Source organism: Rhodobacteraceae bacterium Araon29, assembly GCA_039640505.1.
Classification (GTDB): domain Bacteria; phylum Pseudomonadota; class Alphaproteobacteria; order Rhodobacterales; family Rhodobacteraceae; genus CABZJG01.
Window position 1 is genome coordinate 2,374,553 of the sequence record CP046865.1, and the last position, 25,334, is coordinate 2,399,886.

General features: G+C 51.5%; 23 protein-coding genes. 8 read left to right on the forward strand and 15 right to left on the reverse strand.

The window, feature by feature from the left end:
* Positions 1–33 precede the first annotated feature (33 nt).
* The 5 genes from GN278_11480 to dusB all read right to left on the reverse strand — a co-directional run bounded on the left by GN278_11480 (position 34) and on the right by dusB (position 7,188).
* The gene (locus tag GN278_11480; protein ID XAT61311.1) at positions 34–1,434 is read right to left on the reverse strand and encodes a response regulator; all 1,401 of its coding nucleotides are present in this window, start codon (positions 1,432–1,434) and stop codon (positions 34–36) included.
* On the reverse strand, positions 1,431–3,662 hold the full coding sequence (locus GN278_11485; GenBank protein XAT62642.1) for a HAMP domain-containing protein: 2,232 nt from the start codon (positions 3,660–3,662) through the stop codon (positions 1,431–1,433). Before GN278_11485 ends, GN278_11480 begins: the two co-directional genes overlap by 4 nt.
* Before the next feature lie 87 nt (positions 3,663–3,749).
* Complete coding sequence (locus GN278_11490; GenBank protein ID XAT61312.1) at positions 3,750–5,123, reverse strand: response regulator; 1,374 nt, start codon at positions 5,121–5,123, stop codon at positions 3,750–3,752.
* The gene (locus tag GN278_11495) at positions 5,123–6,208 is read right to left on the reverse strand and encodes a PAS domain-containing protein (protein XAT62643.1); all 1,086 of its coding nucleotides are present in this window, start codon (positions 6,206–6,208) and stop codon (positions 5,123–5,125) included. The genes GN278_11490 and GN278_11495 overlap by 1 nt, the downstream gene beginning before the upstream one ends.
* A 2-nt stretch (positions 6,209–6,210) precedes the next feature.
* On the reverse strand, positions 6,211–7,188 hold the full coding sequence (gene dusB / locus GN278_11500) for a tRNA dihydrouridine synthase DusB (protein ID XAT61313.1): 978 nt from the start codon (positions 7,186–7,188) through the stop codon (positions 6,211–6,213).
* Between the two features lie 194 nt (positions 7,189–7,382).
* Between dusB and GN278_11505 the strand changes: the two genes are divergently transcribed.
* From GN278_11505 to amt, 4 genes are all read left to right on the forward strand, one after another.
* Positions 7,383–8,516, forward strand: coding sequence for a bifunctional 2-C-methyl-D-erythritol 4-phosphate cytidylyltransferase/2-C-methyl-D-erythritol 2,4-cyclodiphosphate synthase (locus GN278_11505; GenBank protein ID XAT61314.1), 1,134 nt, complete (start codon positions 7,383–7,385; stop codon positions 8,514–8,516).
* Positions 8,513–8,995, forward strand: coding sequence for a phosphatidylglycerophosphatase A (locus GN278_11510; protein XAT61315.1), 483 nt, complete (start codon positions 8,513–8,515; stop codon positions 8,993–8,995). Before GN278_11505 ends, GN278_11510 begins: the two co-directional genes overlap by 4 nt.
* A gap of 4 nt (positions 8,996–8,999) precedes the next feature.
* Entirely contained in the window at positions 9,000–9,470 is a 471-nt protein-coding gene (locus GN278_11515) for a nicotinamide-nucleotide amidohydrolase family protein (GenBank protein XAT61316.1), read from the forward strand.
* Positions 9,471–9,632: 162 nt separating this feature from the next.
* Positions 9,633–10,814, forward strand: a complete 1,182-nt coding sequence (gene amt, locus GN278_11520; GenBank protein ID XAT61317.1) for an ammonium transporter — start codon at positions 9,633–9,635, stop codon at positions 10,812–10,814.
* A 55-nt stretch (positions 10,815–10,869) separates the two neighbouring features.
* On the opposite strand, the gene GN278_11525 is transcribed toward amt, so the two are convergent.
* Positions 10,870–11,316: a type II toxin-antitoxin system RatA family toxin gene (locus tag GN278_11525; protein ID XAT61318.1), complete on the reverse strand. Its 447-nt coding sequence runs from the start codon at positions 11,314–11,316 to the stop codon at positions 10,870–10,872.
* A 70-nt stretch (positions 11,317–11,386) separates the two neighbouring features.
* Here GN278_11525 and hpt point away from each other — a divergent pair, with 70 nt between their 5' ends.
* Positions 11,387–11,926: a hypoxanthine phosphoribosyltransferase gene (hpt, locus tag GN278_11530; protein ID XAT61319.1), complete on the forward strand. Its 540-nt coding sequence runs from the start codon at positions 11,387–11,389 to the stop codon at positions 11,924–11,926.
* 13 nt (positions 11,927–11,939) lie between these two features.
* Here the strand turns inward: hpt and GN278_11535 are convergent, their stop codons facing one another.
* The 5 genes from GN278_11535 to GN278_11555 form a co-directional block, all read right to left on the reverse strand.
* Entirely contained in the window at positions 11,940–12,788 is an 849-nt protein-coding gene (locus GN278_11535) for an EamA family transporter (protein ID XAT61320.1), read from the reverse strand.
* A 46-nt stretch (positions 12,789–12,834) separates the two neighbouring features.
* Positions 12,835–15,225: a DUF1989 domain-containing protein gene (locus GN278_11540; protein XAT61321.1), complete on the reverse strand. Its 2,391-nt coding sequence runs from the start codon at positions 15,223–15,225 to the stop codon at positions 12,835–12,837.
* Positions 15,225–17,285, reverse strand: coding sequence for an ABC transporter permease subunit (locus tag GN278_11545; GenBank protein XAT61322.1), 2,061 nt, complete (start codon positions 17,283–17,285; stop codon positions 15,225–15,227). Before GN278_11545 ends, GN278_11540 begins: the two co-directional genes overlap by 1 nt.
* Before the next feature lie 20 nt (positions 17,286–17,305).
* A complete protein-coding gene (locus GN278_11550) occupies positions 17,306–18,373 on the reverse strand; it encodes a betaine/proline/choline family ABC transporter ATP-binding protein (protein ID XAT62644.1) in 1,068 nt (355 codons plus the stop codon).
* Between the two features lie 440 nt (positions 18,374–18,813).
* Positions 18,814–19,752 (reverse strand): glycine/betaine ABC transporter substrate-binding protein, encoded by a 939-nt coding sequence (locus GN278_11555; GenBank protein XAT61323.1) that lies wholly within the window; start codon positions 19,750–19,752, stop codon positions 18,814–18,816.
* 201 nt (positions 19,753–19,953) lie between these two features.
* Between GN278_11555 and GN278_11560 the strand changes: the two genes are divergently transcribed.
* Complete coding sequence (locus GN278_11560; protein XAT61324.1) at positions 19,954–20,892, forward strand: LysR family transcriptional regulator; 939 nt, start codon at positions 19,954–19,956, stop codon at positions 20,890–20,892.
* A gap of 200 nt (positions 20,893–21,092) precedes the next feature.
* On the opposite strand, the gene GN278_11565 is transcribed toward GN278_11560, so the two are convergent.
* Positions 21,093–21,638, reverse strand: coding sequence for a hypothetical protein (locus GN278_11565; GenBank protein ID XAT61325.1), 546 nt, complete (start codon positions 21,636–21,638; stop codon positions 21,093–21,095).
* A gap of 51 nt (positions 21,639–21,689) precedes the next feature.
* Between GN278_11565 and GN278_11570 the strand changes: the two genes are divergently transcribed.
* Both GN278_11570 and GN278_11575 read left to right on the forward strand, forming a co-directional pair.
* Entirely contained in the window at positions 21,690–22,052 is a 363-nt protein-coding gene (locus GN278_11570; GenBank protein XAT61326.1) for an ArsR family transcriptional regulator, read from the forward strand.
* Positions 22,053–22,282: 230 nt separating this feature from the next.
* Entirely contained in the window at positions 22,283–22,912 is a 630-nt protein-coding gene (locus GN278_11575; GenBank protein ID XAT61327.1) for a helix-turn-helix domain-containing protein, read from the forward strand.
* A gap of 21 nt (positions 22,913–22,933) precedes the next feature.
* On the opposite strand, the gene GN278_11580 is transcribed toward GN278_11575, so the two are convergent.
* From GN278_11580 to GN278_11590, 3 genes are all read right to left on the reverse strand, one after another.
* The gene (locus GN278_11580) at positions 22,934–23,719 is read right to left on the reverse strand and encodes a hypothetical protein (GenBank protein ID XAT62645.1); all 786 of its coding nucleotides are present in this window, start codon (positions 23,717–23,719) and stop codon (positions 22,934–22,936) included.
* A gap of 183 nt (positions 23,720–23,902) precedes the next feature.
* A complete protein-coding gene (locus GN278_11585) occupies positions 23,903–24,484 on the reverse strand; it encodes a hypothetical protein (GenBank protein ID XAT61328.1) in 582 nt (193 codons plus the stop codon).
* Positions 24,481–25,329, reverse strand: coding sequence for a carbon-nitrogen hydrolase family protein (locus GN278_11590; protein XAT61329.1), 849 nt, complete (start codon positions 25,327–25,329; stop codon positions 24,481–24,483). Before GN278_11590 ends, GN278_11585 begins: the two co-directional genes overlap by 4 nt.
* Positions 25,330–25,334 lie beyond the last annotated feature (5 nt).

A 25,334-nucleotide genomic window follows, 5' to 3' on the forward strand; every position in this document is an offset into this window, starting at 1 on the left:
GATTTATTTGCATGGCAGAAGGCAGGCTATTGGTCAATTGCTGTTTTCCTCTGCGGTTTCTCCATTGGCTTTTCCAGCCGAAACAACACCGAGCGACTTTAGCTTGCGATGAAGCGCGCTGCGCTCCATGCCAACGAATTGCGCAGTTTTACTAATATTGCCGCCAAAACGGTCGATCTGAGTGATTAGGTATTCGCGCTCAAAAGCTTCACGCGCCTCGCGCAGAGGCATTGTGGCGATATTTCTTGAAATCAGTCCTTGAGTATTTTCTAAGCTGTCTCCGGCAGCATCATTTGGCAAATCGGCTGCAGAGATAGGATCACTGCTGTCGCCCAATATTAATACCCGCTCAACAATATTTTTCAATTGCCGTACATTGCCAGGCCAGGCCATGGTTTGCAGCATCGTAGAGCCTTCTTCGCTTAACTCACGTAGGCTATGGCCTTGAGATTCGTGAAAATACTGCAGAAAATGTGTAGCAAGCAGAGGAATGTCTTCACGCCGTTCTTCCAAAGACGGCACAGAAATAGGGACGACATTCAACCGATGAAACAGTTCTTCTCGAAAGTTTTTTTCATTAATTTCTTGGTTTAAATCTTGGCTGGTCGAAGAAATAACCCGCAGGTCCACATTTACACTTTCACTCCCACCAACACGTTGAAAGCGTTGGTCAACCAAAACCCGCAGGATCTTTGATTGGGTCACCAGTGGCATATCTGCCACCTCGTCAAAATACACGACCCCCTGATTGGCCTGTTCCAACAGCCCTTCGGTAATGCCTTTGTCGCTGCTTTCTTGCCCAAACAGCACGCGCTCCATTTGATCGGGCTCAATCGCTGCACAATTGACCACCACAAATGGCGAAGATGCCCGATCTGAGTGGCTGTGGATATAGCGCGCAGCCACTTCTTTGCCGGTGCCAGAGGCCCCTGTGAGCATCACACGGCCATTTGATTTTGTCACCTTATCCAATTGGGAAATAAGCGTGCGAAATGCTGTGCTTTGGCCGATCATTTCGCTTGCCGGGCCATCTTTTTGCCGCAGAGCAAGGTTTTCGCGGCGCAGCCGAGAGGTTTCCATGGCACGCCGGATCACCACCAAAAGTTGGTCAATGTTAAAGGGCTTTTCGATAAAATCATAGGCACCCTGCTTAATTGCAGCCACAGCAATTTCAATATTTCCATGGCCAGAAATAATCACGACAGGGACGTGTGGATACTCGCTCTTGACCTTTTTCAAGATATCAATCCCGTCCATGTCACTGTCTTTGAGCCAGATATCAAGGATCAATAAGCCCGGCTGCTCGGCAGTGACCTCACGCATACACTCTTCTGAGTTTCCCGCCAGCCGGGTGCTATAGCCTTCATCTTGAAGAATATCGCCGATCAGCTCGCGAATATCGCGTTCGTCATCTACAATTAGAATATCGTTCATTTATATGCTTCCTTAGTCATCACTGTCACGCCTTGCAAAGCCTGTGTTGGCAATAGAATAATAGCTTTGGCCCCTTTAAAATCGGCTCCGTCAAACGAATCGGCATCCTCAAGTCTAAGGCTGCCTCCGTGTTCTTCGATAATCTTTCGCACAATCGCCAATCCCAAACCCGTGCCCTTTTCCCGGGTTGTTACATAGGGCTCAAAAAGACGACTGCGATCAGTTGGAAGCCCAGTTCCGTTATCGGCCACCGTGATGCAAAGCTGCTGCGCGCTCGGCAGCAGCTTGACGATGATACGCCCGGGCACATTGGCACCCAGCCCTTTTTCAATTCGCGCGTCGATTGCCTCACCGGCATTTTTTAAAAGATTGGTAAAGGCTTGCGAAATCATAGTCGCATCTATTTCAGTTAAAACTGGTGCGCTGGGTATGTCGATGTCAAAGCCAACATTGGGTTGACCGGCGTCTTGCAATACTACCGCAGAGCGCAGGAGCTCGGCGATATCTTCACTACGTTTATCAGGTTCGGGCATGCGCGCAAATTTGGAAAACTCGTCAACGATTCGGCGTAAATCATTGGTTTGACGAATAATGACATCGGTCATTTGTTCAACCGCTTGTTCGTCGCCATCTAGTTTTGCGATGAATTTGCGCCGGATGCGCTCAGCCGACAGCTGGATCGGGGTCAAAGGGTTTTTAATCTCATGAGCAATCCGCCGCGCCACATCGCCCCAAGCCGCCGATCTTTGCGCAGAAACCAAATCGGTAATGTCATCAAATGCGATCACATAGCCTTCAAGGCTCTGATCTTCTTGGCGGCGAGGAGCCATACGCACCAAAAGGTTTTCCAAGCGCCCCGCTCTGACCACTTTGACTTCCTCTTGGATGCTGTCGAGCGGAGCCCCGCGCAAGCGCTCAAAAAGTGGAAAAAATTCTGGCACCGCGACGGATAAATCTGTTAATTGTTGTTCGTTTTTCCAGCTGAGCAAACGTTGGGCCGACGGGTTAACAAATGACACCCGCCCCTCTGGATCAAGCCCGACAACACCCGAAGTGACCGAGCTAAGCACCGAGTCAAACAGCCTTCTACGCCGTTCAATTTGATTTGTATTTTCAACCAAGGCATCCCTTTGGACTTTAAGTTGCCCTGTCATTTGGTTGAAATATTTTGATAAAAGAGATAACTCATCTTCGCCATCCTCTTCAATCACACGGGTATCAAATTTACCCTCACCAACCCGCTGTGCTGCACCGGCCAAGCGTCCTATTGGGCGCGACAGACGCTCTGCAAACAGCAGGGCAAGCCAGATTGAGGATACAATGAGCAAAATTGCAAAGGCGAGATATAGCAATGCAAATTCGAATAACTGCTTGCTAGCGTCTTGTTCAAGCTGTTGGTAAAGCTTGGCTGTTGCCTGGGTTTCGTCTAGCAAGGCCAGCAAATTTCCATCAACCTGACGGGATACAAGCAAATAATAATCTGGAAACCCAGACAGATAGGCCAGTGCCCTGAGCTCGTTATTTTGCCAGTCTTCGATTAAAACCACCGCCTGTAAGGAGGCATCAATCTGGCTAAGATCAGGTTTCTCATAATCAAATAAATAAGACCGGTGTCCGCGCAGGATCAATTCTCCTTGACCGTTGATTATGAACGCCTCGCGCAGACCACGTTGAATGTCCTGCTGCTCTTGGCTTAGCGTTTCACGCAGCGCCTGCGGGTCAAAGCGAACTTGCGTTCGGCGATATTGCTCAAGGATTTGCACGAGACTTGCGGTGTCTTCGGACATGGAAGCCTTTTGATCTTCTTCATAGGCCTGTGCGGCGGCAAGAGAATCTCCAATGACGCCTTTCACCCGATCTGAAAACCAGGCCTCAAGCCCCATATTGATCGACAAAAGAGCAAAGACAGCCACGGTAATTGTGGGTAGCAAAGCCATGACTGTAAAGACGCCGGTGAGACGTAAATGCAATCGTGATCCGGCCGATTTCTGGCGCCTTTGCGAAATGATGCGCAGTATTCTTTGCGATACCATTGCAACCGTGACCAAAACATAAATGATGTCGGCCATGACCACCAAGCGGATCACATTCGAACGCGCGTTCTGTTCTAACGGGCCGAGCACAAGATAAGTGCCAAGCACCAAAATCGGCCCTAGCAATACCAAACCGACGTTGACAACAGTCGAAAATCGTTTCTGACGCTGCAATTGCAGTGCCCGGCTCCAAATGAGCCGCGAAGCTCGGGTTTTTGATGGCTTGCTCACGGCCTTCCCCAATGTGACAAAACGGTCGGCATCCTTCTGCCTGTTGCTTGATTACATCAGTTTTCGTCGACGTGTGACCTTAATGTCAAGCTCATTGATTTTTTTACGCAAAGTATTGCGGTTAATACCCAGCAAATCGGCGCATTTGGCTTGATTTCCGCCGTTGGCTTCCAGCGCAATCTCGATCAAGGGGCCTTCGACCTCTCGCAGGATACGCGCGTGCAACCCGGGCGGCGGCAAAATATTACCGTGCAGATCAAAATAGCGGCGCAAATGACGTTCGACATCTGCCGATAAACGGTCCGTGGACCCTTTTTGCAAATTAAGGTTCATCGCCGGTTGATTGCTCAATGCCTGTTCGACCTCAGTAAGTGAGATTTCAACGCCTCTTGCTGTCAGGCCAAGCCGTTTCACAACATTTTCAAGCTGCCGCACATTGCCCGGCCAGCTATAGTTTCGAAACAGCTGCGCCGCTTGCTCGGACATCATGCGGGGGATGGCCCCGTCCCGCTCGGCGCGGTTTAAAAAATGATCGCAGAGCAATTGGATATCATCCACCCTTTCACGCAGGGACGGCACCTGGATCGTCGCCCCGCCAAGCCGGTAATACAGATCACGCCGCACCGCGGCTTGATCAACAGCTTCGCTAACCTCGCCCTGCATGGTGGCGATAAAGCGCGGTGAAAAATCCCCCGGCGTGTCGATCATCCGGACAATACGCCCCTGCCCTTCTTCGTTAATATCGCTAATTTCCTCGATTAAAATCGTCCCACCCTTGGCCCGCGCTAAAATTTTGGCAGGTCCGTCGAGCGCCACCAAATCAGCTTCGGTCACAGTGACGAAGGGCAGGTTTCGGCGATCCGAATAATTGTGAAGCACCTTTGAAATAAGCGTCTTTCCGGTCCCCGACTCGCCCGAAATGAGCACGGGAAGATCTGCATTCATCACCCGCGCCACCAGTCGGTAGAGCCCCTGCATGGCGGGTGTTTTTCCGATTAGGGGCAGACCCTCTTGTGTTTCATCACCCATGTCCGGCTCGGCCACCTGACGCCGTGCAGGGCGCCGGTGCTCTAAGGCTTTGGCGCATCGCTTCATCAGATCAGGCAAATCAAAGGGTTTAGGCAAATAGTCAAAGGCCTCGGCCTCGGCCGCGTGTATTGCTGTCATAATGGTATTTTGCGCTGAGATCACGATCACCGGCAAATCCGGGCGGTCTTTGGATATTTTAGGCAACATTTCCAATCCATTGCCATCCGGCATCATCACATCGGTGATCACCGCATCGCCTTTGCCTTCTTCTACCCAGCGCATCAATGTGGTCAGGCTGGACGTTGCATGCACGCGGCAGCCCGCACGGGTTAACGCTTGGGTCAAAACGGTGCGTATTGTGCGATCATCATCGGCAACAAGGACAGTTCCATCCATTATAGCTCTCCTTTATTGGCCCGATCGGGCGGCATAACTGGCAGGGAAATACGAAATACGGTTTTGCCAGGAACCGAATCTACAGAAATCCAACCGTCATGATCGGAAATAATTTTACTGGCCAAGGCCAGCCCAAGACCGGTTCCGTTTTCACGGCCCGACACAAAGGGATCAAAAATATCGGCGCGGATATCTTCGCGCAGTCCGGGCCCATCATCCCAAATTTCAACTTGCAGCGGCAGCGACTTGCCTTCTCCATCCGAGCGGCGCAGGCGAAAGGAATGCTCATAATAAGTACGCAGCCGGATCGTGCCACCGTTTGTATTGGCGGCCTCTGAGGCGTTTTTGACCAAATTAAGCATCACCTGAAGCAATTGATCACTGTCGCCAAGAACGGCCGGCAATGAGGGGTCGTAATCTTCAACGATCTTCATATGCGCGCCAAACCCCACTTGCGCCGACCGGCGCGCACGGTCCAGCACATCGTGAATATTGACTTCGTTTTTCTCCAATGACTTCAAATTTCCAAATTGCTCGACCTGTTCAAGCAGTTTCACAATCCGGCGGGTTTCCGTGACAATCAAATCGGTCAGCTCCAAATCCTTGGGATCAAGCCCCATGGACAGCAACTGCGCAGCGCCAGTAATTCCCGCAAGTGGATTTTTAATTTCATGCGCCAGCATTTCGGCCATTCCAATCGCTGATTTTGCGGCGGACTTAACAGTTTGGGTTTGGGTCATCCGCCCGGCCAATTCACGTGGGGCGATGAGTAAAATCATCATCTCTGGATGACCTACAATCGGTGCAAATTTAAGATTGCATTGCATTGGCGCCCGATCACCGGTGCCAACATCTACGTCATTGACAAAGAGCGGCGTGGCATTGCGCCGCGCGCGTTGAAAACTTTTTTCAAGCGGCGCGTCAACCATCAACCGGTCCCACAGGGGCTCGCCCTGTACTGCCCGCTGCGAGAGGTTAAAAAACCATTCAGCGGCAGGGTTTATTTCAACAATTAGATCTTGGGCATCCAGCACCACCGCCGGCACCGGCAGTGAATTCCAAATGGCCTCTAGCGGATTGGACATACTCATGCCGCTTGCTCCTGTTCCATCGCATAAGGCAAAACCTCAAAAACATCCTCAGGGGTTACGGCTGTCAGAATTTTGCGGCGCAGGGCCTGCGTTGTGCCTGCTTCATCCATATACCACCCCAAATGCTTGCGCGCGACACGTATCCCAAGATCGCGCCCGTAAAACTTTAAAATACTGTCGTAATGTTCTGCTACCAATTGACCGAACTCTTTGAGATTAGGGCGTGCAATCTTTGGGGCTTGAAAAAGCGCGTGGGCCAATTCCGAAAGAAGCCAAGGCCGCCCTTGTGCACCCCGGCCGACCATGATCCCATCCGCACCAGACAAGGCCAAGGCCCGTTTTGCACTGTCTAGATTTGTAATGTCACCATTTGCAATCACAGGGATGTTGACCGCGTTTTTGACCCGCGCAATGGCGGCCCAATCTGCGTGGCCTTTGTAAAACTGACACCTGGTACGGCCGTGAATGGTGATCATTTGAATACCCGCCGCTTCAGCCCGTTTCGCAAGTTCTGGCGCGTTGATGTTTGTATCATCCCACCCCAAACGGGTTTTTAATGTAACCGGTAGCTTGACTGCGCCCACGACCGCTTCGATCAAGCTCAAAGCGTGATCAAGATCTTTCAAAAGCGCAGATCCGGAATAGCCAGTGACCACTTTTTTCGCCGGGCAGCCCATGTTGATGTCAATCATCTGCGCGCCATTGGCTTCCACCATGCGCGCGGCCTCAGCCATCCAGTGGGCTTCACGCCCAGCAAGCTGAACAGCCGTATTCTCAGCCTCTAGCCCCAATTCGGTTTTTTCGCGGGTGCCTGCCCGCCCGATCACCATGTCTTGTGATGCAACCATTTCGCTTACAACCATTCCCGCCCCAAATCGCGAAACGATTTGGCGAAACGGTAGATCGGTTATTCCGGCCAGTGGCGCCAAGAATATTGGTGGTGAAAGCGGCAAAGCCCCAGAGAGTAATTGCACGAAATAGGCTCCTTTCGGGCAGAATAGGCAAACAATCGCGTCAAAACAAGTCAATCGCGCCGAATTTTTAGCCAAATTTCTTTATATGCCTATTTTATAATCATATATTTGGCCTCGATTCCAAGATTGCGTCATGGTTTGTGACCGCGTAGACAGTGAGCAATTCTTTTGACTGAACAACTGTGGATCACCAGATGACCGTTGCCGCTTTAATTGTCGCCGCAGGACGTGGCAGCCGCGCCGGCGGCGCAGAACCGAAGCAATGGCAGCGTGTTGCAGGAAAGCCTGTCATTGACCATACGCTGGAACGGTTCACCCAACATCCGCGCATTGATCGCATTATGGTAGTGCTGCATCAAGACGATATGGACCTGCTCAAATCTACAGACTGCGAAGTCACTCAAGGCGGCGCCTCGCGCGATGCCTCGGTCCGCAATGGGCTAGACGCTTTGGCCGCCAACCCGCCCGATCAGGTGCTCATCCATGATGTTGCCCGCCCCGCCCTCGGCGATGATGTAATAGAGCGCGTTTTGGACGCCCTAGAAGATTATCCAGCCGCAGCCCCCGGCCTGCCGGTGACCGACGCTCTTTGGCGTAGCGCGAATGGCACCGTCACCGGCAGCTGCTCGCGCGAAGGGTTATATCGGGCCCAAACCCCGCAAGGGTTTCATTTTGATGCCATTTTGAAAGCCCATCATGCCAATAACGCACCTGCGGCGGATGATGTTGAAGTGGCCCGGCGCGCCGGATTAGAGGTGGCCATCGTTGACGGCGATGAAGGCAATTTAAAAATCACACGGTCAGAGGATTTTGCGCGCGCCGCCCTAGCACTAAAAGGATCGCATATGACAGATATTCGCTTGGGAAATGGCTATGACGTACATGCGTTTGAACCCGGCAATGAAGTGATCCTATGCGGTGTGCCGGTGGCGCATACAGCCCAGCTGAAAGGCCATTCGGATGCCGATGTGGCGATGCATGCCATCACCGATGCGCTTTATGGAGCAATAGCAGAAGGCGATATTGGACGGCATTTCCCGCCATCTGATCCGCAATGGAAAGATGCCGCAAGCGCGGTGTTCTTATCGCATGCGGCAGAGTTGGTGCGCGCAAGAGGCTTTGAAATTAGCAATATAGACTGCACAATTGTGTGCGAATTGCCCAAAATAGGACCGCACGCGGCCGCCATGCAAGCCAATCTGGCAAAGATTATAGACATAGAGCAAACACGCATCAGCGTGAAAGCCACCACCAGCGAGCGTTTGGGATTTACCGGCCGCCAAGAAGGGATCGCTGCAATTGCAACCGCAGCGCTGCAGACGTCATGAGCGCGCCTATCGCCACACTCTTTGGCATTGGCTATCTGCGGCCGGCCTCAGGCACATGGGGGTCACTGGCTACGCTGCCGCTGTTTTGGGCAAGCTATCAATTCATTGGCTTTGGCGGCGTCCTTTTATGCACCCCTGCAATATTCTTCTTAGGATGGTGGGCCACGGCAAACTATATCCGTGCCGCCGCATCCCACGATCCCTCTGAAGTGGTGATCGACGAGGTGGCCGGCCAATGGATTGCCCTAATGCCTATCGCTTTTGTGATGTCGTTTTCAAACGCGTCCACCAGTGCGCTCTGGCCGGAATGGGCCGCGGCCTTTGTGCTGTTTCGCCTGTTTGACATCACCAAGCCCGGACCGATTGGCTGGGCTGACAGACGCGATGACGCCTTGGGGGTCATGCTCGACGACTGTATAGCAGGCCTTTTGGCTGCGGTCGGCGTCGTGATCCTGACCATTGCTCGGCAAGGATTATAGCCCCATGCGTGAGACTATTTTACAACTGGCAACACAGACAAAGCAAAAGATTGCCGTCGCAGAAAGCTGTACTGGTGGGATGCTGGCTGCGGCGCTGACCGACCTTCCCGGATCATCGGCCATCTTTGAGCGCGGATTTGTCACCTATTCCAACGCAGCCAAAACTGAACTGCTTGGGGTTTCTGCAGATACGCTGGCGCGTCATGGCGCGGTTTCCGAGCCAGTGGCAAAAGAAATGGCGCGCGGTGCGCTTGAACGCTCAGATGGCGATATCGCGCTTTCGATTACCGGCATCGCCGGACCGGGCGGCAGCGACCATAAACCCGAAGGGCGGGTCTGCTTTGGGCTGGCCATTTCTGGCGGCGCTGTGACCAGCGAAACCATCGAATTTGGTGCAAGAGGCCGCGAGGCCGTCCGCATTGCGGCACGTGACCACGCCATGGGACTCCTAATGCGGGCACTCAAAGACCATTGAATTTACGCCTAATATTGCATCTTATTTCTAATTTTATGCATAAATTTTGTGCTTTTTGTGTCTAGCCCCTCATCTACGCGCTCTATTTTACAGCAAATGCTTTGTTTTTGATCGTTTTTAGGGTCTTTGCCCTAAAAAAATGTATCTAGGAGGATCAATCAAATGAACGGAGCGGATACCGCTTGGATTATCGTCGCCACAGCGCTTGTGCTGTTTATGACATTGCCGGGGCTTGCCCTTTTCTATGGCGGGCTGGTACGCGCGCGTAACGTGCTGAGCGTCTTTATGCATTGCTACGCAATTGCCTGCCTGATGAGCGTGCTGTGGCTTGCTTTTGGCTATTCAATTGCCTTTGGCAGTGGCACAAGCGGCTATTGGGGCGGATTGGACAAAATGTTCCTGTCCGGCGTTACAACCGACAGCCTAAGTGGCACCCTACCCGAAGTTCTGTTCTTTGCCTTTCAGATGACCTTTGCGATCATCACACCGGCACTGATTGTGGGCGCCTATGTTGAACGCGTGGGCTTTGCCTTTGTGCTGACCTTCTCGGGCCTCTGGATGCTGCTGTGCTACGCGCCGGTTGTGCACTGGATTTGGGGCGGCGGCATGTTAGCTGATGGCGGCATTCTTGGCGCGGAGGGCGTCAAAGATTTTGCCGGCGGCATTGTCGTGCACGAAACCGCTGGTCTGGCCGCTTTGGTCTTGGCGTTTTTCCTTGGTGCGCGCAAAAACAAAACCACACCGCCGCACAATCCCGGCTATGTCATGATCGGCGCAGCGATGCTTTGGGTTGGCTGGTTTGGCTTTAACGGCGGCTCGCAGCTGGCCGCCGATGGCAACGCGGCCATGGCGCTGACGGTTACCCATATCTCTGCTGCAACGGCTTCCCTGACTTGGGCGGCGTGGGAGCGCTTTAAATATGGCAAAGCCTCTTTGGTCGGTCTGGTGACTGGTACGATTGCCGGCTTGGCCTCGATTACACCCGCCTCGGGGTTCGTTGACCCCATCCAAGCGCTTGTCATCGGTGCGATTGCTGGCGTGCTTTGCCAAGAAGGTGTCAATCTGGTGCGCAATACTCTCAAGATTGACGACACGCTTGATGTCTTCGCAGTGCATGGCATCGGCGGTATCTTCGGCACCATTATGATTGCAGTCTTTGGCCACGGTGCCTGGGCAGCGCAATTGGGCGGATTGGTGATCGTCGGTATCTTTACCGTTATCGTGACCACTATTTTGATCAAGGTTGTCGGGGCATTTACGCAGCTGCGCGTTGATGAAGAAACCGAAACCAACGGGCTGGACCTAAGCGTGCACGGTGAGCGCGCCTATGACATGACAAGCTAATTACACTCTCCTGTGTGGAAACTAGATGGCGCGCGGCTTGGTCTGCGCGCCTTTTTTATGGGCCGTAAAGCTCTGCCGCCCTGCGTTCAAACGCACGTACGATGCGCAGCATGGCTTCATTGAAAACCACCCCGATGATGCCCTGCAAAATGGCGTTCTTAAACTCAAAATCTACAAAAAAATCCACCTCGCAGCCTGCCCCGTCAGGGCGGAACGCCCAGTGCGACCGCATATAGCGAAAAGGCCCGTCCAGATATTCGGTTTCAATTTTCAATGCAGCGGGAAAAAGCGTCACCCGACTGCCAAAGCGTTCGCGAAAAACCTTAAAGCTGATGACCAGATCCGCCTCAATGATCTCACCCTCGGGCTGCGGTTGGCGCGATCGGACGCGCGCTGCTGAACACCACGGCAAAAATTGTGGATAGCTGCCCACATCCGCCACAAGGGCGTACATCTGCTCGGCCGTGTAGGCAAGACGCTTGGTTTCGGAATGTTTTGGCATAAAGATTCTTTTAGCGCGTGACAGTTGCGTCTGAATACGTATTGTTGAGCGGTAAAATCAAGAGGGTACTATGGTGCAGCGTCCTTATGTCATCGATGAAATGATTTCAGCAAAAACAATTGCTGCACGGGTCGAAGAGCTTTGCCGCGAAATTCACGATGAATTCAACGGCACTGACAAGCTCATCGTGGTGGGCCTTCTGCGTGGCTCATTCGTCTTTATCGCCGATCTTGTCCGCGAATTGGATCTACCGGTCGAGGTCGATTTCCTTGAGGCCTCGTCTTATGGCGATGGGATGGAAAGTTCGCGCGAAGTGCGGATTTTAAAAGATTTGCGCGGCGCCATTGAAGGCCGTGATGTTTTGGTGGTCGAAGACATCGTCGATACGGGCTTCACCCTTAGCCATGTGATTGGATTGCTCAAATCGCGCGGACCCGCCCGAATGAAGTCCATTGCATTGCTGGATAAACCCTCGCGGCGCGAAGTGCCGATCAAAGCGGATTGGACAGGATTTGAAATCCCGGATGAATTTGTGGTTGGCTACGGCATTGACTATGCCGAGCGCAATCGAAACCTCGGCTTTATCGGCAAGGTTCGCTTTACGGATTGAACACGTGGGCCGATCACATGCCCAAATAGGCAATAGCGGCAAAGACAGTTGCGGCTGCGCCCCATTGGCTTGGACGTATTTCCTCTTTCAAAAATGCCCATGCCAGAATGATCGTCACCATTCCAAAGGTTGAGGCCGCAACCGATGCATATTCGGGATGCGCAAGCCCACCAGCTTGTAGCACAAGCCCAAGCGCAAGCGCATCTAGAACGGCAAGCACTGCCAAAAGCGGTAAAAACTTGCGTCCCGGCCAGTGAAATCCTCCGCTCCGCAGCACCACAAGCGACATCACTGCAAAGGCAACACAGCGGGTCACCAAGTTCAGCGCCAGCGGATGGCCGGTGTTGACCGCCGGTTGACCGATAATAAAGGTAAAAGCAAAACCGATTGCTGCAAGCAGAGCCCATATCACTGCCCTGCTCTGATCGTTATCGCCCGCACCCGGTGTTTTTTCCGAGAGCACGACGACCAGTGCAACCCCGAAGATTACCACTGCCACTGCAAGCCAATCGCTCAAAGGGGCGGGTACTGAGAAAACCGAGGCCCATGCGATAGAAATAACCGGATAGGCGCCAATAATTGGTGCAACCAAACGCACAGGGCCAATTTCAAACGCCCGATAAAGGCTAAACGAGGCAACTGCAAAGGTCAGACCGGAAAGGACGCAAAGCCCAACCCCCTCAGGGCTGATGGTAAAGCCTGCGTTGGGTAGGATCAGCAAAGCTGCAAGCAGTAAAACCACACTCAGCGCCAGCACCGTGCTCAGCGCCGTTACCGTACCGAGCCGTTGGGACACCTGACGCACTAAAAGATCATGCACCCCCCAGGCCAAAGCCGCCAAGACACCGAAAATTAAACTCATTGCGTTGGTTCACCGCTCTGCTTGAACTGACTTTGCAGGGCTACGCTTAGGATCCGGCGGGGTCAACCGTTTCATAATTGCCTTTGACACGTTCTTTTTTAGGATCAAAATGCGGAAACGGGACAATCTTTGCACTCAGCCGCAGCTGGTCGCCATCCAGCCGTCCAACCTCAACCTCAGTGCCCATATCGGCATGGGCGATATCAAGGCGGGCCAAGGCAATAACTTTCCCGAGAACCGGCGATTTAAGCGCGGATGTCACTTCGCCAATTTGCGGCTTGCCAATATGCACGCAATCGCCGGGTGTGGGCACCACACCGCCGCTAAGCTCAAGCCCCACAAGTTTCTTTTGCGGATGTGCTTTGCGCCGCTCAAGCGCAGCGCGGCCGATAAAATCATCGGTTTTGCTTTTTAAAGGTACAGCAAAGCCAATACCGGCTTCCATCGGGTCAGTTTGATCATCAAATTCCGATCCGGCAAAAATTAATCCGGCCTCAATGCGCACCATATCCAGCGCCCCTAGACCAAGAGGTACCATTTCATGCGGCACGCCGGCTTGCCAAATGGCGTCAAAAATCTGTGTGGCATCTTTGGGGTGGCAAAACACTTCATAGCCCAGCTCGCCGGAATAGCCCGTGCGGCTGACCACCACAGAGGGACCATGAAAATCGCCGAGCCGCCCAACCGTCAGGCGGAACCAAGGCAGTTCCTCCACCGTTGGCTGATGCGGCGGCGTCCAGATGATGTCTTTTAGGATATCACGCGACTTCGGCCCCTGTACGGCGACGTTGCAATGATGATCGGTCGAGCTGCGCACCCAGACATTCATGCCGCGCTCTTGCGCTTGTTTGCGCAGCCACAGACCGGACTGGTCATTGCCGCCGATCCAGCGGAAATTGGTCTCGCCCAAACGAAACACAGTGCCGTCGTCAATCATGCCGCCGTGTTCATAACACATGGCCGTATAAGAAATGCCGCCGACCGGGATTTTTTTGACATCGCGGGTTACACACAGCTGCATCAGCGCCTCGGCATCTGGCCCGGTGACCTCATATTTGCGCAGCGGCGACAGATCCATAATTACTGCCCGCTCGCGCGCGGCCCAGTATTCGGCGATGCTGCCATGGTTGGTCATATCTTGGGGCAACCAGTAGCCTGCATATTCGACAAAATTGCGCGTGTGCCGCGCAAAACAGTCATGAAAGCCGGTTTTTTTCGTTTCTTCCATATCAGCCCCCGGGGTTTTGCGCCATCCAATTGAGCGCTTGAAATCTTCGGATTTCTTGTAGGTACGAACCTGAATATCGGTCGGGTTCCAGCCGTTTGCAGGATCAATATCACAGGGGCAAGCTGTTGAAATACAAACTAAATCCGTCAATGCCCTGAGCAAGACATAATCCCCCGGACGCGAATACGGCTCATCCATAGAGATCGCGTGCGTGTCATCCAAAATCGTATTGAAAAAGAAGTTGATCGCTGGCCAGCCGACCCGCGGGCGAATATCATAAGCCGCCAATTCTCGGGTGATGTTATCGGAACAATTCACATGCCCCGGATAGCCCAGATCTTCATAATAACGCGCCGTACAGGCCAGCCCAAAGGTGTCGTGGCGGCCCACAGTATCTTGTACAATTTCCACCAGCGGCTCTTGATCCACAGAAAAATATTTCGCGTGCAATCCGGGGCTAGGATAGAGCGATCCCATTAATGAACGGGTGGTGGTCGGGTCGATATCACGCTCGAGCCCCCGGTCCAGCGCGCGCCGAGAAAAGGCCTGAAAATCACTGCATTCACGGCCCTGAATATCCACGACCTGAATAAACTCACCAGCTTTGACCTCATAGGGCTTTGCCTCGCCGGGCTGAATATTAATATCCACCAAAGGGTCTGCCAGAGGGTCGGGCATCATCGCTGCCCCTTTGCGCAAAATCGGCGTAAGCCGTTTGATGAATAGCACGATCTCTGATGGGGCCCATTGGGTATGGGCGTCCATAGCGCCGCCCGCGGCGCAGACGATCAAAAGCCCGTCATTTGCGGCGGTAAAGCTGGCCGTGTCGCCCGGTCGCGAGCCTTCGTCAAAAACCAGCGTGCCATCTGCCTGCGCCAAATCAAATCCAGCCTTGTCGAGGGCCTGGACAACCTGACGCCCCGAGGCATGTTGCAAAAGGGATGCTTTCAGCCCCTCAGGGGAGCGTCCCCCCTTGGCACCGATCATTGCCGCATCCGAACGCCGGTCCGGCGAAAAGAATACCATCTCTGCGGGTTGCAATCCCTCGACATCCTGAAGCGTTATTTCGTCACCCGCAAAAATCGGTACTGCGCGACTTCCGCCGCCCGGAACTGGGTGACGTTCAACCCCTGCCGGCAGCACCGGAAGCCCCGGTGTAATCACCCCCGAAATTGATTTTGGCCTAGGAAATACCGTTTGCTCGTTCATCAAGTTAACCCTAAAACTGTTTTACGTTCTTGCGCCCAAGTGTTGATTAGGTGGTCGACGGCCAAACCGATAAACGCGACACATAACCCAAGCATTAGACCGTTGCCGGTTCCATTTTTGTCGGAAAGCGCTTTAAGAATATATTGTCCAAGGTCATCTGTGCCAATCATGGCCCCGATAATCACCATGAACAGGGCAAAAATCACTGTTTGGTTGATTCCCAACATAATATGAGGAAATGCCAATGGCAGCTCGATTTTGACCCACCTTTGAAGCTTTGTAACGCCGGACATTGAGCCTGCATCTTGCAGCGAAGGCGGCACACCTCGAAGCCCTTCAACGGTGTAACGCGTTGCCGGAATTGTTGCATAAACAATCACAGCTATAAGCACAGAGGTATCGGTCACACCAAACAGCATAATGACTGGGATAAGATAGATAAACGACGGAAAGGTCTGAAAGGTATCGCAGACCAATAAGATGGTTTTGGAGGCGAACGAACTTTGAGCACAGATTGAGCCCACCGTAATGCCGATGGTGACGGATACAATTACCGCAAAACTTGTCATATAGGCGGTGATTAACGCTCTGTCCCACCATTCGGTCATTGCGATAAACAGTAAAAAACCACCAACGATTAAGGCAGAACGCACCCCACCGATAATGTATCCTATCCCCATAACCAGCAAAAATGTGGCAGAAACGGGCATACTAAGATACGCGTTTTTCATTGGCATCAACACATTGACAATCAAGCCCTTGTTAAAACCTTGCAGCCCTTGGTACCAATTATCCACCATCCAATCTACGCCCGACTGCCAAAAGTTTTCGGTTGTGAAGCCTTTGTTATGCGGGATGAGATACAAAAAGTTTGTGCCACCCTTAAAGATGAATGACCCCAAATACGCGATGACACTTCCTGCAACCAAAACCGCCAGCATCACCAGCAAATATTTGTTCCGTCCAATGAAATTTAGGTTGGCAAAATAATCAATCTGCTTGTTGGCCCAAGCAAGCGACAGCTTGTCCAACACCACGGCAATAAGAACGATACAAATTCCAAGCTCTAACGCCTGCCCAATCCTAAGCTGGTTGAGCGCCAGCAATAGGTTGAACCCCAAGCCCTTAGCACCAATGAACGAAGCGATCACAGCCATGGCAAGGCACTGCATAATAACCTGGTTTACGCCCATCAGAATGTCGCGCCGCGCCGTGGGCAACAAGACCTTAAACATCAATTGAAAATTACTGCAACCGCTCATCATACCGGCTTCAGTCACTTCTGGAGGCACCCTTTTTAAACCCAACAATGTCAAACGGACCATAGGCGGCGTGGCAAAGATGATGGTCGCAATGGCTCCAGCGTGGTCACCCACACCAAATAGCACCATCACGGGAACCAAATAGGAAAAATGCGGCATTGTCTGTGCAACATTCAAAAGTGGCATAATCAGGGATTCAAAAGCACGGTTTTTAAAAGCGGCTACGCCAAAGAGAAGACCCAGAATAAAGGAAACCGGCGCTGCGACCAAAACAAATGAAAGGGTTTCCATAGACGGTTCCCACTGACCAAAAAGGGCAATGTAAGCCGTCGAAAAACCTGCGAAAAAAGCAAGGCCCCTGCCCTTTAAAGCATAGCCCAGGGTGGTCGCGCAGCCGGCCACAACTGTCCAAGGCAACGCTGGCCAATATGCCCACTGATTTTCACGCACAAAATCCCAACTGGAAAAGGCAACAATAGTTTTGACACCGCCGATCAAGAATTCGCGTATGAACTCAATACAGAACAAGATGCCCCGGGAAAAACCACGCGTAACTTCCTTTAACAGTGGTGATTTTTCATATTCGTCAATATCCGGATCATAAATATCAATCGGCATCCACTCAAACATCAGATAGTCAACTGAGTTGTTTAGCATTTCCGGGATGCCCGCAAAGAACGGTGGAAATCTCCATAAAATACTTGTAGCTGAGGGGCTTATCGCAAAGCATAGCACAAAAAAAGCGATCAGCAAAACTAAGAACTGAGCAAACTTCGGATGGTTATTTATTAGGTTCATAACTCTATCCATCCCCTAAATCAACTATCTGCCTGGGGTGATTGGCCTTTGCCAAACAAGACGTGAATGATTGTTTTATTATTTAAAACGCCAATGACTTTGTTATTTTCATCGACAACTGCAACAGGTTGGGTTTCATTTAAAACCGCTTCGGCCACTGTTTCTATCAGCGCATTTTGATCCACACGAAGCGCGCTTAGCTCTATCGCGCCCGACGGTTTATCCATGACGTTTGCACAGGTCAGAACCCGCTCGCGCGGCACTTCACGGGTAAACTTAGCAACATATTCAGTTGCAGGGTTCAGTATAATCTCAGCAGGAGCACCGATTTGTTCAATAATGCCGTCTTTCATGATGGCGATGCGATCTGCTAACCGGAGCGCTTCGTCAAAATCATGCGTGACAAACAGAATTGTTTTTCCCAACACCGACTGAAGCCGTAAAAATTCGTCCTGCATTTCTTTACGAATAAGCGGATCGAGGGCGGAAAACGGTTCGTCCAGAAACCAGATGTCAGGCTCAACCGCCAGAGATCTTGCAATCCCGACGCGCTGTTGCTGGCCACCGGAAAGCTGCCGTGGGAAGTAATTCTCTCTGCCCTCCAAGCTGACCAGATCAATCATATCCATCGCCCGCTGCATGCTGTCCTTGGTGCTGTGGCCTTTGACCTGCAGCGGAAAGGCGATATTTTCCAAAACGGTTTTATGCGGCAGCAAAGCAAAGCTTTGAAATACCATGCCCATTTTGCTACGGCGCAGTTCGATCAATTCCTTATTGGACATCTCAAGCAGGTTTTTACCATCAATAAAAATTTCACCAGCCGACGTGTCGGTCAATCGCGAAATACAGCGCAGCAAAGTGGATTTTCCAGACCCAGAAAGGCCCATCACAACCAGTATTTCACCGTCATAAACTTTGAAAGAGGCGTTGTTCACACCAGCGATACACCCCGCATCCTGTAGAGCGCCAATATCAATATCAGCGGTAGAACTTTTAATCAGCCGGCGGGCATTGTCGCCGAAAATTTTATAGACCGATTTGCATTCGATTACAGGTTTTTTCTTAGACGGGAGAGATTGATTAGGCATAGCGTTTGCTTTCATCCGTTTAACTTCTGGACGTTTTTGTGCTTCCGATTTTGGGTTTACTTTTTTCACTTAGGGCATTTCACTTCTACATTTGGACCCAGGTCACCTTTGATATGTCAAGCAAAATTCTATAATTTCGCGCTATCATCCCCATGTGTGCCGGGCTTTCACAACTTATGTTCTGTCACACTTTAAGCCTTGCCCTCGCCGATAAAAACTGTCGTTCTTGCGGCCATTGGATAAGTTTGGCATGAACTCTTTATAACGTACGAGGCGCATATCTCTTCGAAACTGATGCACTTTTTTGACCATTATTTTCCGTTTTCGTATGTGACACTCGTGGTATGGAACCATTTCCCCCAACCCAAAGGCGCGGGGGAATTGTTTGGCTTTCGGTGAGCAAACCGCCCATCGAAAGCCTTTATTGTGATCCGTAAAGACTACTGGGTGAAAGGTTTCCAGACGGCTTCGTTATCAGCAAGCCACTTTTTAGCGGCATCTTGATGGCTCATTTTATCAGTATCAACCAAAGCGGCCATTTGACCAATTTGCTGTGCCGAGAATGATAATTTTGAAAACGCCGTATATGCAGCAGGATGCGTTTTTGGGAACTTATAGTTAGCCGCCTTTTTCAGCCACCCTTTTGGCGAACCGCATTTTCCCTCACCGCCGTCTGCTTTGCGACAACCATCAGTGTATTCTGGGAACTCGATAAACACGAACCCGTCAGCATCCGTAAAGTTCGGCGTCCAGTTAAACGTAATGATCCCGCGACCTTCTTTTTTGGCAGAGGCAAGCTCGGCCCAAATTGCATCGGCACCCCCGGCAAATTTAACCGTATAAAGATCCCCAAGACCTAAGGCATCTACCCGAACAGGCATCAAATCACCGTGCCAGCTTTGTGGGCCTTCCAACCAACGCCCTTTACCACCTGAATCCGCAGTCGCAAAAACTTCTGGGCAATCTAACAACGCTTCCCAATTGGGCAGACCTGGGCAGAGATTATCATCGATGACATATTGCGGCACGCCCATTTCTTCCAGTGTGGGTGCAGAATGCGTACCGGCATCGATTACCCCACCTTTGGCCATTGCATTGTAAAATGAGTCACCAAAGGTCGACTGCCACACTTCGTGTGAAATTGTAACATCACCGTTGCGAATAGCCTCATAGACGGCTTGCGCATCCGCGGGAACATACTCAACATTGTTCCCCATGCTCTCAAAAATACCACCAATAACATAAGCCATAACAACTTGGCTGGACCAATTGTGGGTTGGGATGACGATCGGTTCGCTGCTATCGGCTGCGTAGGCAGCCGGCGCCAGTGCGACACTGAACGCAGTGGCAGCAGCAAAAGACAAGTTTTTTAGTTTCATGTGTTTTCCCCTGTTTAGAATATCATTGGCTTGAACAAGCGCCAAGCATACGGACGATAATTGCAAATTTGCTGGGGTTCTCAACGTAGAGATTTGTGAGGCTAAGGCGATAAAAATTAGTGGCAAAGACACAAATCTGTGCTTGAATAAGGCAAAGGTACGTCACAAGCCAATTCTCACTCAGAGAGTAAGCGAATAAAAATGAGTAAAAACAATTCACTGCCACCACTAGATTATCTTCTAGCCTTCGAGGCAACGGTGGAATCCGGTAGTTTTTCGGGCGCATCTAAGGCTCTAAATATTAGCGAAACGGCCATTAGTCGCAAAGTTAAACTGCTGGAACATCATTATAAGTTAAATTTGTTTATCCGCGGTCACCGTTCCATCCAAATTAGCCCCCATGGTCAGCAGCTATTTGATGAAATATCGCCTGTTCTTGGGCAATTACGGTCAATTTCAGAGAATCGGTTTAAAGACGCCAAGGCCGAGGCCATTACGCTTGCAGCCACCAATTCCGTCGCGGGGCTGTGGCTGATGCCGCGTTTGCCGCTGTTCAATGCGGACAATCAAGAGCTGCGGATCAAACTTGTCTCATCCGACAGTGATGAGGAATGTCTGGCCGAAGACATTCACTTAAGCATCTTGCGCGGTGATGGGCATTGGCCGGGATATTCGGCGCAGCTTTTGTTCGGGGAAACTATTTTTCCCGTCTGCTCACCCGATTACTTAGAAAAACATCCCGAAATAGCCGACTTATCAGCGATGGCGCAACATTCTCTTATCGGGGTGGCCAGCACCCATACCGAATGGATGACTTGGCACACATGGCTGTCGCGCAATGAACTTTATGTCCCAAAACTCGACCAAACCGTGCTGTTTAACACCTACCCTCTGTCTATCGATGCCGCCGTGAACGGGCTGGGCATTGCGCTGGGATGGGGCCATTTGCTTGATCATCTGGTGGATCAAGGCAAGCTGGTGCGACCGCTTGGTGATATTTCGGTGCGCACCGAATATGGTTATTATCTGATTAAACCGGAAAAATCATCAAGCTTTTCGCAGCGCGATGTGGTCGAACAATGGCTTTTAGAGCTATCCGCATCGCGGCGGCGCTATGAACCTTTGGATCTGAGCGATTGATGGCTTTTCATCACATTATGTGACAACACCAACAGACCGATTTTTATCTAAGTAGAATAGCTTGCAATTTGCTAAAATCACCAAATATCCGTTTTCGATCCTAAGTCACCGGGCCATTGCACTGGGTGTATAACCTTCATTTACCACTAATAAGGCGGCGGGGGTGCAAGCGCAAAATAATTTGCGCTTGCTGAACTTGATTATTTTGGTGCCAGCTGGGCCATAAGGCCTGCAATATCTTCGACATGCCAAAATTCGGTAAGTTTACCATCTTTTGCTTTCCAAATCTCGATACCGGCAATCGCAAAGGCAGCGGCGGGATCTTGGGATGGAATGCCAAAAAGCGTATTGCTATTGGTACCTTCATATGACCAAACAACGATTGCTGTATCATCGCCTGAGGGCAAAATCATTTCAATATTATGCACTGAATCCGGCGCACCATCGGCAAGTAACTGATACAGCAGACCAACGGGCGCATCGGCTGGAATGGCCGGGTTTGGATGATGATCCACGAACCCGTCAGCGTAAAATTCTGCCAGCGCAGAAAGATCAAAAGGCCGCGTATCAGCCACTTCATAAAATTGTTCCATCAAAGTAACGGCTTCATTCGCTGAGGCAGTTTGAGCAGCCCCAACTGTCAAAGCGGTCGCAGCAGCGGCAATGAGTGTCTTTTTCATATCTATATCTCCAATATTAGCATTTGTGTTATATCGAACAATTTGGTATCTAAACGTTATCCACATACCTATCAAGTAGGCACTATTTTAGCATGTGGTATATAAAAGGGTACTTAAATGCCAGAACCGCAGATCACCGAAAAACCCGATGGTTATTTTACCTGTCCCGTACGGCGCACGATGAGCATCGTAGGCGGCAAATGGCGCTTATTGATCATCAATTCATTATTGGACGGCCCGTTGCGGTTCAACGAACTTAAGCGCCAAACAGGAAAAGTGTCTCAACGTCTGCTGACCGCGCAGCTTCGGGCGCTAGAAGAAGAAGAGCTTGTGTCACGCAAAATCCTGAACGTGATGCCACCGCATGTTGAATACGCGCTTACAGAAAAAGGCATGGGCATCAAAACTGTTATCGACGCAATGTATGCTTGGGGTGAAAAAGAACTTCAAGCTGACCATCCGCGCGATGCAATTCGATAAACATATGTTGCGTTCTTTGTCTGCCCGCCAAATACAAATAGGAATAATCCAAGCGGCACTGGCTGCGTCAACAAAGGGGATTTATCCTAAGCCCTGAATCAGGGCGGGGTTTGCCAGTAAAGTTTGCGGCTTGATCTTTTGCATGAAATTTGCAAATTTTCATCTCAGGAAACAAAATCTCTGCGCTTTCCTGTCCCATTGGGCGGCGCCTGCCCTAAAAGGGGAAAAATATGCCAAACACCCCTTTGAACCAAGATCCGCACCGTCTGCGCCAGCACCACGAATTGAACCTAGAAGCGGCCATTGGCCGCGAGGTGCGTCTGCACCGACGGCAAAAAAATATCACGGTGGCCAAGCTTGCCGAACTGACCGGCTTGTCTATTGGGATGCTGTCCAAAATTGAAAACGGCAATACCTCGCCTTCTCTGACCACGCTGCGCAGCCTTGCCCAGGCGCTGTCTGTGCCGCTCACGTCCTTTTTCCGCGGTTTTGAAGAGACCCGCGATTGCATCCACACCAAATCCAGTGCTGGGGTGGAAATGGAGCGCGCCGGAACCCGCGCCGGACATCAGTATAATTTGCTTGGTCATATCGGATCAAACGCCAGCGGCGTGATCGTCGAGCCCTATCTGATCACATTGACCGAAGCCTCGGATGTGTTTCCCACGTTCCAACATGGCGGCATCGAGACAATTTATATGCTCGAGGGCGAAATAGGCTACCGGCACGGGGAAAAAATCTATCACCTTAGCCCCGGCGATACATTGTTTTTTGATGCCGACGCGCCTCATGGGCCAGAGGTTTTCACCCAGCTACCAGCAAAGTTTTTATCGGTGATCTCGTATCCACAAAACACTTAGCCGCCCAAAGCTCGCAAGCGATCAGTTTGAAAACTTGATATTCTTTGCATGCGGATAGCGGCCATTAGGCCACATCTGACGCGGATATGCGTAGTCTTTGATTTCGATCACCGCCGCGACTTGCGGTAATTTCTGTTTCAAAGCGGCGCGGGTTTTGACCCGCAGCTCATCATGCGCCACATCGATTGCCGAGCCTAAATAGGCGGCCGTTGCCAGATAGAAAAACTCGACCACCTTGCAGCTATCATCACAGGTCCAGTCATTATAATCGTAAAGCCGCTTGCTCTCTGCCTCTTGCCAAGCGGCAAAAAGCGCACTGCCCTTGGCGCGGCGATCGCTAAAAAGCTGCGGCGCCAAAGGGATCCAGCCTGCGTTGACGATGAGGTGATGAATTTCTTCCTGCGATGCATCGCGTTCATCGCGGCGCGCCGGCGCGGTTTCATCTGCGGCAAGGTCTTGGCCGATGCGCTCATCAAGACGGTCCATGATTTTATCAATCACGCGCCCCCGAAACCCGCGCGCCGACATCACCAACACCGGCCTGTTATCGCGCAGCTTGGCCAGCAGCCGCGGTTCATCCACGCGGCCATTTTGATCATTGTCCAGCCATTGCGCCGCAACCTGCGCAGCATGCGAAAGCTTGTCATCGGGCACGGATTTTGTGCCGCAAATTGTCAGCGCATCAAACACCACGGCAGATTTGACAAAAAAATCTGCCGGGCATTCAGGGCGTGGATTTTGTGCGGGCGAAAACTCTCCGGCCAGTGCTGGCAGGGCGAAAATGGCTCCGATGCAATAAAGCCGCAATACCGACGCAATACCGACATGTGATTTTCGCATTTTTTGACCTCGCAGCGGGGGGTGCAGCCGCGTGTTTGCGCTGCATTTTTGCTGTGCTATTTTGGGCAGCCCCTGATCAATTTATGCATAAAACAAGCCCGCTGTCACATAAAAACATGACATCCAGAAAAGGTTGAAACAGTCCAAAGTTTAGGGTGTTGCAGTGGATTTTTCCCAGTCCGGCTCAAAGCCCAAGACGATTGTTTCAGCCGAAAGGCCCCTATTAAACAATCGGTTATGGGCCATCGTGGCCTGATGTAGAGCGTTTTGCTGGGCCATCGGCATAACCGCGCATTCAAGATCAAACCGCTGCGCGTAGGCTTCAAACACCAACCGGCAGCTGCCCGCAGTTTGCAGCTGAGCAGCCCCGCCGGACCCGGGGGGAAATGTCGCCGTTAAAACATCCGAGAACTGACGGAACTTTTGGTAGTAGGTGGCGGAAAAAAACTGAATAGCCTGACTACGCGCCTGCGCCGGATCATTGGTTTTGCGCGCCATATGCAACATTTCTGGTGTTAGCGAATACGTCGGCAGTTTGTTCAAAATGGTAATCAAAGCCCCTAGAGAGGCATCCTGCCCTGCGAGGTGGACCTCAGGCATAATCGCTGCATCAGGTCGGCCCTGATTGTCCCGCATCATCATCTGCCTTGTATGACATTGCCATTTGATAAATTTGTCCTTCACTGGGTGATTTACATAGGTTTGGCCAAAAATTGATGCGACTGAACTCATGCTATACCCCGTTCTTTTACACTGGTAATCTTATAATTCCGATCATGGCTAAGGCTTGGAATTCGTCCGCGCGCCTCGGCCACTTCATCTAGATCTATGGTGGCAAAGACAACACCAGGTGTATCCCCGCCATCTGCAATGATCTCTCCCCATGGATTAATCACCAAGCTATGGCCATAGCTGGCGCCTCCACCGGCGATCTCACCGATTGCGCAGGCCGATATCATAAAGCATCCATTTTCAATCGCCCGTGCGCGGTTTAAAATATGCCAATGGGCTTCGCCCGTTTTCTTTGTAAAGGCTGCCGGTGTGCATAAAACTTCCGCACCAGCCTGCGCTAAATCTCTGTAAAGTTTAGGAAACCTTAGATCATAACAAATTGTATGACCAAGCTGGGCATAAGGGGTTTGAACCAAGCTCATCGCATTTCCAGCTGTCACGCGGGTGCTTTCGCGGTACACTTCGGTTGGCGAAATCTGCACATCAAAAAGGTGGATTTTATCATAGTGGCTGTGAATATTACCCTGCTGATCCAAGATATAGCCGCGGTTTAGGATTTTCCCATCATGGCCAGAAACCGCAATAGATCCGATCATAATCCAGACATTGTGTTGCGCAGCAAAATCTCGAAGCGCCGCTAGAAAGGGATGGTCTGCCTCTGTCGCATGTGGCGGGGTAAGTGCAGAGCCCTCACTTTTCAAACCGCCGCAATATTCCGGCAGAAATAAAAACTCCGCGCCCGCTCTAACCGCCTGCTCGGCAAGCGGCGTCGCTTCATCTATGGCCTGACCGATGGAGGGCATCGGCCGGGTTTGCAGGCAAGCGATTGAAAGCGGGCGCGGCATTTGCT